The 13,116-nt window shown below is 50.8% G+C and carries 17 protein-coding genes; 1 reads left to right on the top strand and 16 read right to left on the bottom strand.

Going from position 1 to position 13,116, the window contains the following annotated elements; translation table 11 throughout:
- Positions 1-74 precede the first annotated feature (74 nt).
- The 9 genes from DFR60_RS13165 to DFR60_RS13205 form a co-directional block, all read right to left on the bottom strand.
- Positions 75-608 (bottom strand): Holliday junction resolvase RecU, encoded by a 534-nt coding sequence (locus DFR60_RS13165; protein ID WP_110323299.1) that lies wholly within the window; start codon positions 606-608, stop codon positions 75-77.
- Between the two features lie 3 nt (positions 609-611).
- Positions 612-1,574, bottom strand: a complete 963-nt coding sequence (locus DFR60_RS13170) for an RluA family pseudouridine synthase (protein WP_110323300.1) — start codon at positions 1,572-1,574, stop codon at positions 612-614.
- Between the two features lie 13 nt (positions 1,575-1,587).
- Positions 1,588-2,166, bottom strand: a complete 579-nt coding sequence (locus DFR60_RS13175) for an O-linked GlcNAc transferase-like protein (protein ID WP_341457952.1) — start codon at positions 2,164-2,166, stop codon at positions 1,588-1,590.
- Positions 2,167-2,206: 40 nt separating this feature from the next.
- A complete protein-coding gene (locus tag DFR60_RS13180) occupies positions 2,207-2,965 on the bottom strand; it encodes an SDR family NAD(P)-dependent oxidoreductase (RefSeq protein ID WP_110323302.1) in 759 nt (252 codons plus the stop codon).
- Between the two features lie 21 nt (positions 2,966-2,986).
- Positions 2,987-4,960, bottom strand: a complete 1,974-nt coding sequence (locus tag DFR60_RS13185; RefSeq protein WP_110323303.1) for a YgiQ family radical SAM protein — start codon at positions 4,958-4,960, stop codon at positions 2,987-2,989.
- Complete coding sequence (locus tag DFR60_RS13190) at positions 4,957-5,625, bottom strand: HAD family hydrolase (RefSeq protein ID WP_207659530.1); 669 nt, start codon at positions 5,623-5,625, stop codon at positions 4,957-4,959. Before DFR60_RS13190 ends, DFR60_RS13185 begins: the two co-directional genes overlap by 4 nt.
- Before the next feature lie 2 nt (positions 5,626-5,627).
- The gene (locus tag DFR60_RS13195) at positions 5,628-6,365 is read right to left on the bottom strand and encodes a pseudouridine synthase (RefSeq protein WP_110323304.1); all 738 of its coding nucleotides are present in this window, start codon (positions 6,363-6,365) and stop codon (positions 5,628-5,630) included.
- Positions 6,365-7,711: an RsmF rRNA methyltransferase first C-terminal domain-containing protein gene (locus DFR60_RS13200; RefSeq protein WP_432764115.1), complete on the bottom strand. Its 1,347-nt coding sequence runs from the start codon at positions 7,709-7,711 to the stop codon at positions 6,365-6,367. The genes DFR60_RS13195 and DFR60_RS13200 overlap by 1 nt, the downstream gene beginning before the upstream one ends.
- A gap of 79 nt (positions 7,712-7,790) precedes the next feature.
- The gene (locus tag DFR60_RS13205; RefSeq protein WP_490393316.1) at positions 7,791-8,594 is read right to left on the bottom strand and encodes a M23 family metallopeptidase; all 804 of its coding nucleotides are present in this window, start codon (positions 8,592-8,594) and stop codon (positions 7,791-7,793) included.
- Positions 8,595-8,651: 57 nt separating this feature from the next.
- Between DFR60_RS13205 and DFR60_RS13210 the strand changes: the two genes are divergently transcribed.
- The gene (locus tag DFR60_RS13210) at positions 8,652-9,578 is read left to right on the top strand and encodes a nucleoside recognition protein (protein ID WP_110323307.1); all 927 of its coding nucleotides are present in this window, start codon (positions 8,652-8,654) and stop codon (positions 9,576-9,578) included.
- On the opposite strand, the gene DFR60_RS13215 is transcribed toward DFR60_RS13210, so the two are convergent.
- From DFR60_RS13215 to udk, 7 genes are all read right to left on the bottom strand, one after another.
- Positions 9,535-10,116 (bottom strand): hypothetical protein, encoded by a 582-nt coding sequence (locus tag DFR60_RS13215; protein WP_002604150.1) that lies wholly within the window; start codon positions 10,114-10,116, stop codon positions 9,535-9,537. The two genes, DFR60_RS13210 and DFR60_RS13215, sit on opposite strands and share 44 nt — an antisense overlap.
- A 31-nt stretch (positions 10,117-10,147) precedes the next feature.
- Positions 10,148-10,633: a pantetheine-phosphate adenylyltransferase gene (gene coaD / locus DFR60_RS13220; protein WP_002604151.1), complete on the bottom strand. Its 486-nt coding sequence runs from the start codon at positions 10,631-10,633 to the stop codon at positions 10,148-10,150.
- On the bottom strand, positions 10,630-11,193 hold the full coding sequence (gene rsmD, locus DFR60_RS13225; RefSeq protein WP_110323308.1) for a 16S rRNA (guanine(966)-N(2))-methyltransferase RsmD: 564 nt from the start codon (positions 11,191-11,193) through the stop codon (positions 10,630-10,632). Before rsmD ends, coaD begins: the two co-directional genes overlap by 4 nt.
- A 130-nt stretch (positions 11,194-11,323) precedes the next feature.
- A complete protein-coding gene (locus tag DFR60_RS13230; protein WP_002604153.1) occupies positions 11,324-11,530 on the bottom strand; it encodes an alpha/beta-type small acid-soluble spore protein in 207 nt (68 codons plus the stop codon).
- 147 nt (positions 11,531-11,677) lie between these two features.
- Entirely contained in the window at positions 11,678-12,169 is a 492-nt protein-coding gene (locus DFR60_RS13235; protein ID WP_110323309.1) for a GNAT family N-acetyltransferase, read from the bottom strand.
- Positions 12,170-12,208: 39 nt separating this feature from the next.
- Complete coding sequence (locus DFR60_RS13240) at positions 12,209-12,469, bottom strand: hypothetical protein (protein ID WP_110323310.1); 261 nt, start codon at positions 12,467-12,469, stop codon at positions 12,209-12,211.
- Positions 12,470-12,482: 13 nt separating this feature from the next.
- Positions 12,483-13,106 (bottom strand): uridine kinase, encoded by a 624-nt coding sequence (gene udk / locus DFR60_RS13245; RefSeq protein WP_110323311.1) that lies wholly within the window; start codon positions 13,104-13,106, stop codon positions 12,483-12,485.
- Positions 13,107-13,116: the final 10 nt, after the last annotated feature.

The following is a 13,116-nucleotide window of genomic DNA, read 5'->3' on the forward strand; positions in this document are numbered from 1 at the left end:
TGCATACTGCTTTCATATGGTAAAGTGCTACCATGATAACGTGTAGTTTATTATAAGGGACACTGCCCGACTTGTCAATCTCTTCTGTCCAAATCTTTCTGAATCATCTCCAGATAGTGGACAAAGATATCCCGGCAGCTGCGTATCTGCCAGGACTTATCCACTTCCTCATAGGTGAAGCTTTTGCGCCCGCCCTCCTCCATTCTGGTCCAGAAACGGTTTATTTCATCAAAGGGGAGGTAGTAGAGCTCATTTTTCATTGTATAGGACAGAATGATGAAGGAAATGCCGCCCTGCTCCTCAAACTCCCTCATGAACGCAATCTGATGAGGATGAACATTGTGCAGGGGAAACGTCTCCACGGCGCACTCCTTGGCGTCGAAGCAGATGGGAATTCCCTGTACGGCTCCGATGTAGTCTACCGTACTCTTCTGGTCGAAGTAGGCCAGCGTGATGTGGCGGCTCTCCTTGTCGATGGAGATGGGTGTGATCGGCGTCGGCACCTTCTGAATCAGGGCCAGCTTCTTCTCACGGTAGCTGTCGTTGCTGCGGTTGATTAAGTCTTCCAGCGTGGAGCCTCTTAAGCCCCTCGTATTCCATGTTCCCATAGCCTAACTCCAATCCCGGCAGATTTTCCGGAAGTTCTGCGGGAGCGGCGCAGAAAAGGTTTTACCGGAAAGGTAAGCAAGCGGTTCCGGCAGTTCAGGAAAGGTAACGGTACAGGAATGCAGCATCTGCGAACGAATATTCCAGCGCTTTTTCGCGTATTCATTGACCGCGCTTTCACCGTATTTGTAATCTCCGAGAATGGGGTGACCGATGGAAGCTAAATGCGCCCGGATCTGATGGGTTCGCCCTGTAATCAGCTTGACGCTTAGCAGAGTGCAGTCCTCCGCCCAGCCGAGCGGTTCATATTCCGTCATAATGGGAACGCTTCCCGCCGTTTCCGTTGTGGTGACAGTCACCTGGTTCGTGGCCTCGTCCTTTTTTAGAAATCCGGTAATGACCTGTTTTTCCGTCACACGGCCCTTTACCACGCACCGGTAGTATTTATGCAGGCTTCTGTCTTTAAAGACCGCGGACATAATCTGAAGGCCCGGCAGAGACTTGCCGGCGACGACGAGGCCGCTGGTGTTTCTGTCCAGACGGTTGCAGACGGATGGGCGGAAGCTTTGGAGCTGTTCTGTGGATAACTGTCCGCTGGATATGAGATAATCGATGATGTATTCCACCAGGGATTCATCGGTGTCCTTCGCTTTTTGGGAAAGCATTCCCGAAGGCTTGTTGACCAGAAGAATATGGTCATCCTCATAAATGATATGCAGATTCACCTTTTTAACCTCCTGGAGCGTATGGGAGGAAAACTTCTCGATGGTTTCATCGGAGAAGAACAGCTTGACCTCGTCTCCCTGGACGAGCTTCTCCGAGCCATCACATTTTTTTCCATTCAGCGTGATGTTTTTCTTGCGCATCATCTTATAGAGAAATCCCTTACCGGCCAGATTTAAGTATTTGGCCAGCAGCTTGTCCAGCCGCTGACCCGATTCATTTTCAGAAACAATGAGAGAACGCATCTTTCAATTCCCCTTACATGGATAGATTTTTAAGCAGCTGGAGTGTGTAGTCCACACTGCCGTCATCCTCGTATTCTTCCGCCGGCTTCAGGCTCTCCAGCCGGTGGAAAAATGCCTTTTCATCGAGAATGATCTTCACGCCAAGATCCAGCTTGTGTCCCGCAAACATCTCTTTTAAGAATTTCTCCGCTTTTGCAGTATCAAGCTTTGGCGAGGTACAGTATAGGAATACGCCGCTGGGCTGGACAATGGCTGCATCCGCGGGGATGATAGCGTCTCTGGTGGTGATGATTAAGTCGTACAGAATGGAAAAACGTCCCTCATACCCCGCCGCTCTCCGGTAAAAGTCCTTGGAAGGCGTCTTAAAACGCCAGGCCGCGAGAAGCGGTGAGGCCACGTTGGCCGTGGGAAGAACGGAAAGGATGGCCATGACAGTCAGAATGTTCTTCCAGGCCGTGCTGTCCACAAAATATCTTGCGATCAGCTGGGCGATAATCATGGCTGCGCCAAAGGCGACTTTGCCTGTCTCCACTTTCTTATGATGGTTCCGGTATCCGTACTGCCCCTTGTTGTATTTTTTCACAGTTGTCATTCCTTTTTTATCGGTATAGTGTTTTTTCAATCCCCGTTTGTTAAAGCGCCTTCATGATTCTTAAGATAATGCCGTGAGGCAGAACCTTACAGAGCAGATGAAATGCCTTCATGGTAATGCCGTAGACCGACACGGTCCGTCCCATCATACTGTCGCGGATCGCTTTCTTTACTACGCGCTTCGGATCCGCCATGACGATCCGCTTATAGACCGGAATCTCGCCCGTGGTCTCCGCAATATCAAAGAATTCCGTCTTGACTGGTCCAGGGCATACTGCGGTCACATAGATGCCGCGCGGTTTTAACTCCTCGTTAAGCGCCCGGCTGTAGCTGAGTACGAAGGACTTCGTGGCCGCGTAGATGGCGAAATCCGGCTGCGGGAGAAATGCCGCCGAGGAAGCCAGCTGAATGATGCGGCTGTTCCCGGAAAGGTAGGGAAGCACCATATGCGTAACCACACAGAGCGCTTTGCAGTTTAAATCCACCATACCGGCTTCATCGGCAAGATTTAAAGAACCTACCGGTCCGATCTTTCCGAAGCCCGCCGAGTTGATCAGCCATTTGACATCGGGGTGCTCTTCCTCCAGTGTGCACTGAAAATCCATCAGTTCCTTATGGTCTGTTAAATCCACGGCGAAGATGCGCAAACGCACTGGAACCGTGGAGACCAGCTCCTTCAGCCGGTCTTCGCGTCTGGCGATAACCCAGATTTCATCGATTCCGTTAAAACGGTCCGCCAGCTGCCTGACAAATTCTCTGCCCATTCCTGAGGAGGCCCCTGTTACAACTGCAATCTTCATTTGAATCCCTTCTTTTCTCTTTTATTTTTTAACCTTTTTATGAACGTTTCTTATTGTCTTTTTCTTTCCCGCCGGTTTATCGTCACGCTGCCTTGCAGCCGGATAACCGCCTGCTGGCTGCCCATTTCCTGGCCTTTTGCCACTTGCTGGCTGCCCATTCCCCGGCCTTTTCCCGCCGGCAGACTGTCCGCCTCCGGAAAATCTGGGACGGATCAGACATTTTTTGTCGTATCCGATTAAGTCGGTGCGGCCGGCCTTCTTCAGCGCTTCCTCCACCAGTTCGTAATTCTTTGGATTGCGGTACTGGATGAGTGCTCTCTGCATGGCCTTTTCATGCGGGTTCGTGGGGACGTAGACCTTTTCCATGGTGCGCGGATCGTATCCGGTATAGTACATGCAGGTGGAGATGGTGGACGGCGTCGGATAGAAATCCTGCACCTGTTCCGGCATATATCCCAGGTCCCGCAAGTACTCGGCCAGTTCGATGGCCTCGGGCAGACCGGAGCCCGGATGGGAGGACATCAGATACGGCACGAGATACTGCTTCATGCCAAGCTGCGCGTTCATATCCTTATATTCTTTGACAAACTGCCGGTACACCTTATTCTGCGGCTTGCCCATGCGGCTCAGCACCTTGTCCGCCACGTGCTCCGGGGCCACCTTTAACTGGCCGCTGACATGGTACTGGCACAGTTCCTTTAAAAACTTCCGGCTGGGGTCTGCCAGCACGTAGTCGAATCGGATTCCGGAACGGATGAAGACCTTTTTCACCTTTGGCAGAGAGCGAAGCTTCCGGAGCAGTTCAATATAATCCGAGTGATCTGCCTTTAAATTCCTGCACGGTTCCGGGAACAGGCACTGGCGGTTCGGACATGCGCCTTTGGTCAGCTGTTTCTCACAGGCAGGCGAGCGGAAATCAGCGGTGGGGCCGCCCACATCGTGGATATAGCCCTTAAAGTCCGGCTCTTCCGTCAGGAGCTTTGCTTCTGCCACCAGCGAATCATGGCTTCTCACCTGAATGATCCGACCTTGATGGAAGGTCAGTGCGCAGAAGCTGCATGCACCGAAACAGCCGCGGTTACTGATCAGGCTGAATTTGATCTCCCGAATGGCCGGAACACCGCCCTCCTCTTCATAGGACGGGTGATAGTTCCTCATATACGGAAGGTCGTAAACCTCATCCATCTCCCCGGTGGTTAATGGCTTGGAAGGCGGATTCTGAACGACGTACAGATTATCCTGATACGGTTCCACCAGACGCTTCCCTGTAAATGGATCCGTGTTGCTGTACTGGATATAATAGCTCCTGGCGTATTCCAGCTTATTTTCTTTCATGGCGCCGTAGGATGGCAGAGTCAGTGCGTCGTAAACGCTGTCCAGGCTGCTGGTTTTGTATACCGTTCCGTCTATGAAGGTAATGTCTTTGATATCGATTCCGCTGTTTAATGCGTCTGCAATCTCGACGACGGACCGCTCTCCCATTCCGTAGGAGATTAAATCAGCCTGGGAGTCGATCAGGATCGAGTGCTTTAACCGGTCTGACCAGTAATCGTAGTGGGCCAGCCGCCTTAAACTGGCTTCGATGCCTCCGATGATAATGGGAACCCGTTTGTAGACGCTGCGGATCAGGTTGCAGTAGACGACCGTCGCGTAATCGGGCCGCCTTCCCATAACGCCGCCCGGCGTGTAGGAATCCTGCTGTCTCCGTTTTTTGGAAACGGAATAGTGGTTTACCATGGAGTCCATATTTCCGCCGGATACGAAGAAGCCCAACCGGGGCTCTCCCAGCACCCGGATGCTCTCCGGATCTTTCCAGTCCGGCTGGGCGATTATCCCCACTTTGTAGCCGTGCGCCTCCAGAAGCCGGGTTATGATGGCGTGTCCGAAGGAGGGGTGGTCCACATAGGCGTCACCGCTCACATAGACAAAGTCACATTGCTTCCAGCCGCGGATATTCATATCGGCGCGGTTCATTGGCAGGTAATCGTGTATCATATTGCTGCTCCATTTCTGTTTATAATATCGTAATAATCGCGGATAAAGTAGTCGGCCAGACTCTTCTTCTCCGCTTCCATATGCCTGGAAAACTCATCATCCACAGCACAGACCGTCATGCCAGCCCGTTTCCCGGCCAGTATTCCGGCGGGTACGTCTTCGAAGACAAGGCATTTACCGGGGGCTACGCCCAGACGGCCAGCTACATTCAGATAGATGTCGGGCGCCGGTTTTCCGGCTGCCACCTCGCAGGCGGTAGCGATCACATGAAAATAGTCTCCGATCTTCAAAGCTTCGATGACTGCGTCCACCATCTCTCTTCCGTTGCTGGTGGCAATGCCGGCCGCGATGCCGCGGGACTTTAAGTGGATGAGAAATTCACGGGCGCCGGCCTTTAACGGCACCTGATGGCGGTATTTCTCGATGGACATCTCCCGCCAGATGGCTTTGATGTCTTCGATGGATTCCCTCAGTCCGAACCTGTCCTTGAAATAGACGGCAGTCTCGGAAAAACTCATTCCCTCAATCTCCTTCTGCAGCTCCGGAGGACAGTCGTGCCCGTAATTTTTAAGGAACTCGATGTCGATATCCTTCCACATCCACATGGAGTCCACAAGTGTTCCATCCAGGTCGAATATGACCGCTTTTGTCTCTTCTATCATCATAATTACTCCTGATTTGTCTTTTTTAGCAGTTCCAGTTCCTTATGGGTCAGCGGCCGGTACTCTCCCGGCTTCAGTGCCTCATCGAGCACAAGCGTCCCCATGGATAACCTCTTTAAGTATACCACACGACACCCCAGTGTTTCAAACATCCGTTTCACCTGATGGAATTTTCCTTCATGAATCGTAAGGCGGATCTCAGACAGCTCACTTAAGTCCCCGCGACGAACGACTTCCAAATCAGCAGGAAGCGTTTCCGTTCCGTCTGAGAGAACCAGACCCTCCGCCATACGGTCTTTCGCGTCTTCTGGAAGCATTCCCTCTATTTTGGCGTAGTAGACCTTGTCCACATGCTTTTTCGGCGAGAGCAGGCGATGGGTTAAATCTCCGTCATTGGTCAAGAGGAGCAGACCCTCTGTGTCGATATCGAGGCGGCCCACAGGAAATAAATCATCCCGTTTCCTGTCGGTGATTAAATCCACCACCGTCTCATGCAGCCTGTCTTCCGTCGCAGAGACGACGCCCTGCGGTTTATGGAGCATATAGTATTCATATTCCACATAGGACACGTTCCGTCCATCTACGGCGACCGTGTCGGAGGAGGGAGAAATCTTACGCTCACTCTTCTTCTCCGTCACACCGTTTACAGATATGCGTCCCTTTCGGGCCATTTCTTTGATCTGGCTTCTCGTTCCCTCGCCCATCTCCGTTAAGTATTTGTCCAGCCTAATGGTATCCTTCATCACAGCCACCGCCATCCCGGATAGTATTTGTTCTTGAGCGCCATACCCGTTCCCTTGGCAAACCCCAGGGGATGGCCGTCCACGCAGACGAGACACCAGCCCTTGACCGGCCCTTCCTCCGGCGTCAGGGAGATCGTTTCTCCCTTTAAATACCGGATGACGCGGTCATCCTCCTTTTTCCAGGAGATAGTCTGCTTAAATTCTTCTGCATGAAGGGTCATGGCAAGAGCCTGTCCAGGCTCAAAGCGTTTGTTCTTCAGTTCGCCCAGAAGAAGCCCCGTTCTCAGATAACGGAGTTCCTTTGCCGGAACAAAGTTTTCCGGCAGATAATAGACAGAATCATTTTTAATCATGATTCTGGAATTATCAAATTCCCGGTTCATGAGGGCGAGAAAATCCGTAAGCTCCGTTGGAAGGGCTGAGGCCCTTTTCCCCTGCGGCTCCATCCTGGAACGTTCCCGGCTGCCCGCAGCCGTCCTCTCCGCTCCACCGCCGTTTTTCCGCAGCAGGGATATAAAATGCCCCTCGCCCTTTATCTTATGAGGAAACAGACGGACACAGCCGTCGAGGCCGATTCCGCCTGATGCGCCTTCAAACAGAGGGAGCCTGATCAGTTCCATCTCCTGGTGGTTCCCCAGAATATGGCAGATAATCTCCTCATCCTCGCAGCGTGAAAAGGTGCAGGTAGAGTAAAGCAGCAGGCCGCCTGGAGCCAGCATGCGGACCGCCTGGTCCGTGATCTCCTTCTGAATTTCACTGTAGTACTCCGGTCCGCGCTCCTCATAGCTTTTCACCATATCATCGTCCTTGCGGAACATCCCTTCCCCGGAACACGGCGCGTCGATCAGAATCTTATCGAACCACGGGCCGAATACATCGGCCAGCTTATCGGGAGTCTCGCTGGTAACACAGATGTTGGAAATCCCCCAGAGCTCCAGGTTTTTAAGAAGCGCTTTCGCCCTCGAATTGCTGATGTCGTTGGAGATGAGGACGCCTTTTCCAGCCAGCTTAACACCCAGCTCCGTGCTCTTCCCACCGGGCGCCGCGCACAAATCCAGAACCCGGTCTCCCGGCTCCACCGGAAGAAGCATGGCCGGGGTCATGGCGCTGGGCTCCTGCAGGTAATAGAGTCCGGCGTAATAATAGGGATCCTTGGCCGGACGTTCCGTCCCCTCGTAATAAAATCCGTTTGGAATCCAGGGTACCGGCTTTAAATCCCAGGAAACCAGTTCCGGAAATGCTTCCGGCGTGACCTTTGCCGCATTGACCCGCAGTCCATACAGCCGTTCCTCGTCGAAGCTTTTTAAATAGGCGGAAAATTCCTCTTCCCCCAGTAAGTCTCTCATTCTGTTTAAATACTCTTCGGAAAGTTTCAATTCGCTCACGTGTGTAACTCCTGCCTTTCTCTATGGCAATCTTAATATACTAATAGGAATATTTCAACCGGTATTTCTGCAGATATTTTAATACCCAGTAGGGATTTAAGCTCATTTCGTCTTCATGGTCCGTCTTCATATAGATCCCGACATGAAGATGGACTTCAAAATTACCGGTGGTCCCTTCTACTGTGCTGTACCCGGTGTCACCCATGAAGCCCAGCAGCTCTCCGGCCTTTACGGCATCGCCCTCCTGCCACTGCCGGCTGTAGCCGTACAAATGGGCGTAATAGAGATAGGCGCCGCCGGGAGCGCGGATTCCGATCCTCCATCCGCCTTTCTCCAGCCAACCCACCTTTTCCACAATCCCATCCGACATGGAGACAACGGGATAATATCCCCGGGGCCGCTCTGTCCCCATGATGTCACAGCCCTCGTGGCCGCGCTCCCCACCGTACGTGCGCTTATCCATCCAGCCGTTCTCAAAGGTGACGGGTGGAGATGCGGCGTTCGTATTATCCGGGATGGGAAAGAACTTTAAATCGCCGAGGACCGTCTCATACGCCTGTTTCAGCTTCCGGTATTCCGCCGGCTTCACGGCCAGCAGGCGGTCTGTATGGCAGGCAGTATCCTTGACATCGGTCAGATCGTAATTGTGCTCAATCATCAGGGAAGTGAGCAGATCGTAATCGAGGGGGCCGGATTCTGCGATCAGGTTACCCAACCTCATACTGCGGAAATCATCACTCTCATATGTATAGGCGTCCAGCTGGTAATAGGTAGGATTGTTGTAAAGGTAATCGATCATGGTCACATGAAAGAAGGAAAGAAGCAGGATTAAAAGAAGAATCATCATCATATCGATACGGCCTCATCATATATTTGTATAAAACAATCTATTCAGGTGCTCATGAAAAAATCCTTCTTCCGCTTCTGTTCCGTTGCGGTGCTCTGCGTTCTTCTGTTAAGTCCGGCGGCCGCGACTCAGGGGGCAAAAAACGGACTGGTTCTGTGGGCCACGGTAGTTCTCCCCACACTCCTGCCGTTCATGATCTGCTCCAACGTCATCGTCGCACTGGACGCGATCCATATTCTTACATTTCCCTTCCGCGGGTTTCTTCGTAATTTTTTAAAGCTTTCGGACGCAGGAAGCTACATTCTCGTCTCCGGTCTCCTCTGCGGCTATCCCATGGGAGCCAGAAACTGCAGCGATTTTCTCGATGGGGAACGGATCACGAAGGCGGAAGCCAGATACTTATTAAGCATCTGCAACCATCCCAGTCCCATGTTCCTGCTGGGCTACGCGGCCACAGAGCTGCCGGGTGCCGTACCGGTGTGGATGCTTATGGCCGCTGTTTATTTACCGGTGGTCTTAATCGCCTGGCTGTCCCGGAAGCTCTATGGAATCCAGACGGTCTCTCCGTCGCTTCCATATTCCAGGGAAGCACAGCTGACCTTCGATGAAAGTCTGATGGATTCCTGCGAGGTCATGGTGAAAATCGGCGGCTATATCATGCTGTTTTCTATTCTTGTCTTTTATATTACGGGACTTCCGTTACATAATCCGGCCGGAAAAGCGGCACTGCTTGGTTTTGTGGAGATCACAACGGGAATCCGCGCCATCTCCGGTTCGATTCCGTCCATGGCGGGGGGCATGTGGATCGCCGCCGCTACCGCCTTCGGCGGGATGTCCGGAATTTTTCAGACAAAGAGTGTCATAAAAAATGCCGGATTATCCATCCGGCACTATGTAGCATGGAAAGCGGTTCACAGTCTGCTTTCTGCGGCAATCTTTATTCTATTGGCATGCTGCCGTCAGCTTCCGTGGGCGGCATGACCGCGCCGGTCAGCTCCTGACGGTTGGAGGAGACAATATCATAGCTGGACTGCATGGAAGTCATAAAGGCATCAAACCTGCCCTGTGCTCCTTCCATGGAGTGGCTGATGATGGTCTGAAGACTCTTTAACATATCGTCCGTGTACTGAACGGCGCTCTGGCGGATATCATTGGCGTCGGAGACGGCCTTCTCAACGATGTCCTGGGCCTGTAAATTCGCCTGATTGATGATCTCATTGGCCTGGGCGTATGCCTTCTGCATGATCTCATGCTCATTAACCAGTTCATCCGTATGGGCGGATGCCTGGGCGAGTATGGAATCTGCCTGCTGATGAGCCTCGTTTAAGATCACGTCGCGGTTGCTGATGATCTTCTGATACTGTTTGATCTCATCCGGAATCCGAAGGCGCAGCTCCACAAGAAGCTCTTCCAGTTCGTCACGGTTTACGACGATCTTACTGTTGGAAAGCGGCTGGTACTTACAACCATCGATATATTCTTCAATTTCACCAATTAACTGTTCAATTCTACTCATCATAATGCGTCTCTCTCCTTACCCGTTTTTCTATCTATTTTCTATCTGCCATCTTCCTCCTGATGCATTCTGCCACGCTGGCAGGAACGAATGCACTGATGTCTCCGTCATAGAACGCGATTTCCTTGACGATACTGGAGCTCAAATAGGAGTATTTTAAATTCGTTGTCAAAAATATGGTATCCACTTCCGGTGCGATAACCCGGTTGGTCTGTGCCAGCTGAAGCTCGTACTCAAAATCAGTGACGGCACGGAGTCCACGGACTACGACATCAGCCTGATTCGCACGCACAAAATCGATCAAAAGCCCTGCAAAAGCTTTCACTTCCACATTGCCTAAATCTTTCGTTATTTCCTTTAACATATTAACACGTTCTTGAACAGAAAACAACGGAGTTTTTGAATTATTATTCAAAACTCCGATAATTAACTGATCGGACATCCGGGCCGAACGCTCGATGATATCGAGATGGCCCAGCGTCACCGGATCGAAGCTTCCCGGATATACGGCCGTTTTCATAAAACCACTCCTTTTGCTATAAAAACATGTTTATTCGTCTTATAGATCTTTTCTCTGCGGCATTCGAACCCCATGGATTCCAGATAATCGAAGCCGGTGTTTAAATCCGCTTCCACAATTATGAGCGTGTCCTCTGAAATAAGCGGGGAAGATGCCAGATACTCCAGAACCTGGCGCTCGGATTCCTTCCCGTAGGGCGGATCCATGAAGACGAAATCAAAGACGTAATCCTTACCCTCCAGGCGGCGCAGGCCGGTGAGAACGTCACAGTTCATGACAACGGACTCTTCCGTAAACTTCGTGGTCTGTAAGTTCCCCCTGATGCATTCCGCGGCCTTTGGGTTCATCTCGATAAAGACTGCCCTGTCGGCTCCGCGGCTTAAGGCCTCGATGCCGATGCCGCCGCTTCCGGAGAAGAGATCGAGAAAGGTGCTGCCCGGCAGATCCGGATTTAAAATGTTGAATAAAGTCTCTTTGATGCGGTCTGTGGTGGGTCTTGTATCCTGACCCTCTATGGTTTTTAAAAGAAGCCTTCTGGCTTTTCCTGCTATTACTCTCATGAAATGGTATCCCTCATTCTTTTGGTGTTATGTACCATTATAGTATGAAAACGAAAGATATACAACCCAATTACAGTAAAAAAAGAACCTTCAGTTTTAAACTGAAGGCTCTTCTTTATTGTTTCTTGGCTTATTTACCAGCCATCTGTCTTTCCTGAGCTTCGATCATTTTCTTAACCATATAGCCACCAACAGAACCGTTCTGTGCAGAGGTTAAGTTTCCGTTGTAACCGTTAGTTAACGGAACACCGATCTCGTTTGCAACTTCCATTTTGAATCTGTCCATTGCTTCTCTTGCTTCTGGTACGTTTGTTGTGTTAGAAGATTTTCCTGACATATTGATATGCCTCCTTTTCGTCTATCACCATGCTTTTGTTTTGTGTTTTTCATGGTGTGTTTTGTGCTACACTCCTATTATGGCTCTGAGGGAGAATAATACACTAGAAGGTTTTTCCAAAATTTTATGTCATGGAACAGAGACTTTTTAAAAGTTTTCTTCCATATGAACAAACTGCACCTTCATACCCAGCGCCCGGTAAAAGGCGGCCGCGCTTTCGTTAAAATTCCAGACGGTCAGTTCTGCACCTTCTGCACCAGACAGAACCGCAGCCTCTTTGATTTTTGCATACAGCATACGGCCAATGCCCCGCCGCCGAAACGGTTCCGATACAATAAAATCTTCAATATAAAGAAATTTCTTTTTGCAGAGCAGTGGGGAAGCGGTTTCCGTCAGCTTCGCAAAACAGAGCCCGGCCGTTTCACCTCCGCTGGTCCTGGCCATATACAAGAAGTATGTATCATCTTTTTGCATGGCCTCATACTCTTCTTTTGTTAAAAGTGTCCCACACGGCTGAAAAATATCAGGACGGGCCGTAACGTGCATCGCATGTTCCTCGGTGATCAGACGGCATATCACAGAGTAATCGCTGGAAACTGCTCTTTCTATATGAAACGGTTGAGACTGCTCTTGACTCATGACTGCCTCCTTCTTTTTTCGCAGAAGATCCGGCCGCGTTTACCGTTTCCCACCGGTCAATACTGTCTTTACGAGATATTCTGCCCTCTCATATTCTTTTTTTTCAACATAAAGGTAATACTGTCTTAAGACGGATTCATCCATAAATGCTGTTCCCAGCGTCCGGCGTCCCCGTCTTCCGCAGTCAGGCACGGTTTTCCAGTCATACGGGATCTGATTCGCAGCCAGAGTATCCTTAACACGGTTAAAATCGTTCAGTGAAAATGTAACCAGAACTTCTTTTTTCTGCCAGAAAAACATGGTTTGTGTCCTCCTATTGATCCGATGGTTCTCCCAGTATTTTTTCGATCGAGGTCTTTACCAGATGGAAGGCCACTTCGTTCATTCCGCTGTTGATGATGATGTCAGCCAAGGGTTTTGTAGGTTCTACATATAAGTAATGCATGGGCTTGACGGTCGTCAGATACTGCTCCACGACGCCCTCGATATCCCGTCCGCGCTCCTTGACATCCCGGATCACCCGCCGCAGAATCCGTTCATCCGCGTCCGCCTCCACAAATATCTTGATGTCAAACATATCACGGAGCCGCTGGTCGGCAAATACCAGAATTCCCTCCACCAGGATTACCCTTTTTGGAAGGACTGTGAGGAACTGATCCGACCGGTTGTGCTGGGAATAATCGTATACGGGACATTGGGCGGACTCGCCGCGCTGCAGTCTGGACAGCTGATCCAGGAGAAGCTCCGTCTCAAACGCCTCCGGATGATCGTAATTCATTTTTTTCCGCTCCTCAAAGGGAATGCCATCCTGCTTTTTATAGTAATTATCGTGATAAAGGACGGCGATATCATCGTGAAACGCATCCTTTAACCGGTTGGTAAATGTGGATTTTCCTGATCCGGTTCCCCCTGCGATTCCAATTAATATGCTCTTCATAGATTTATTC

This window comes from Hungatella effluvii, from assembly GCF_003201875.1.
In the GTDB taxonomy this organism is placed as follows: Bacteria; Bacillota; Clostridia; order Lachnospirales; family Lachnospiraceae; genus Hungatella; species Hungatella effluvii.

Bases quoted from the DNA above. Each gene is read 5' to 3' on its own strand.
- DFR60_RS13165 (WP_110323299.1), bottom strand. From the start codon at position 608: ATGGGAACATGGAATACGAGGGGCTTAAGAGGCTCCACGCTGGAAGAC.
- DFR60_RS13170 (WP_110323300.1), bottom strand. From the start codon at position 1,574: ATGCGTTCTCTCATTGTTTCTGAAAATGAATCGGGTCAGCGGCTGGAC.
- DFR60_RS13175 (WP_341457952.1), bottom strand. From the start codon at position 2,166: ATGACAACTGTGAAAAAATACAACAAGGGGCAGTACGGATACCGGAAC.
- DFR60_RS13180 (WP_110323302.1), bottom strand. From the start codon at position 2,965: ATGAAGATTGCAGTTGTAACAGGGGCCTCCTCAGGAATGGGCAGAGAA.
- DFR60_RS13185 (WP_110323303.1), bottom strand. From the start codon at position 4,960: ATGATACACGATTACCTGCCAATGAACCGCGCCGATATGAATATCCGC.
- DFR60_RS13190 (WP_207659530.1), bottom strand. From the start codon at position 5,625: ATGATGATAGAAGAGACAAAAGCGGTCATATTCGACCTGGATGGAACA.
- DFR60_RS13195 (WP_110323304.1), bottom strand. From the start codon at position 6,365: ATGAAGGATACCATTAGGCTGGACAAATACTTAACGGAGATGGGCGAG.
- DFR60_RS13200 (WP_432764115.1), bottom strand. From the start codon at position 7,711: ATGAGAGACTTACTGGGGGAAGAGGAATTTTCCGCCTATTTAAAAAGC.
- DFR60_RS13205 (WP_490393316.1), bottom strand. From the start codon at position 8,594: ATGATTCTTCTTTTAATCCTGCTTCTTTCCTTCTTTCATGTGACCATG.
- DFR60_RS13210 (WP_110323307.1), top strand. From the start codon at position 8,652: ATGAAAAAATCCTTCTTCCGCTTCTGTTCCGTTGCGGTGCTCTGCGTT.
- DFR60_RS13215 (WP_002604150.1), bottom strand. From the start codon at position 10,116: ATGATGAGTAGAATTGAACAGTTAATTGGTGAAATTGAAGAATATATC.
- coaD (WP_002604151.1), bottom strand. From the start codon at position 10,633: ATGAAAACGGCCGTATATCCGGGAAGCTTCGATCCGGTGACGCTGGGC.
- rsmD (WP_110323308.1), bottom strand. From the start codon at position 11,193: ATGAGAGTAATAGCAGGAAAAGCCAGAAGGCTTCTTTTAAAAACCATA.
- DFR60_RS13230 (WP_002604153.1), bottom strand. From the start codon at position 11,530: ATGTCAGGAAAATCTTCTAACACAACAAACGTACCAGAAGCAAGAGAA.
- DFR60_RS13235 (WP_110323309.1), bottom strand. From the start codon at position 12,169: ATGAGTCAAGAGCAGTCTCAACCGTTTCATATAGAAAGAGCAGTTTCC.
- DFR60_RS13240 (WP_110323310.1), bottom strand. From the start codon at position 12,469: ATGTTTTTCTGGCAGAAAAAAGAAGTTCTGGTTACATTTTCACTGAAC.
- udk (WP_110323311.1), bottom strand. From the start codon at position 13,106: ATGAAGAGCATATTAATTGGAATCGCAGGGGGAACCGGATCAGGAAAA.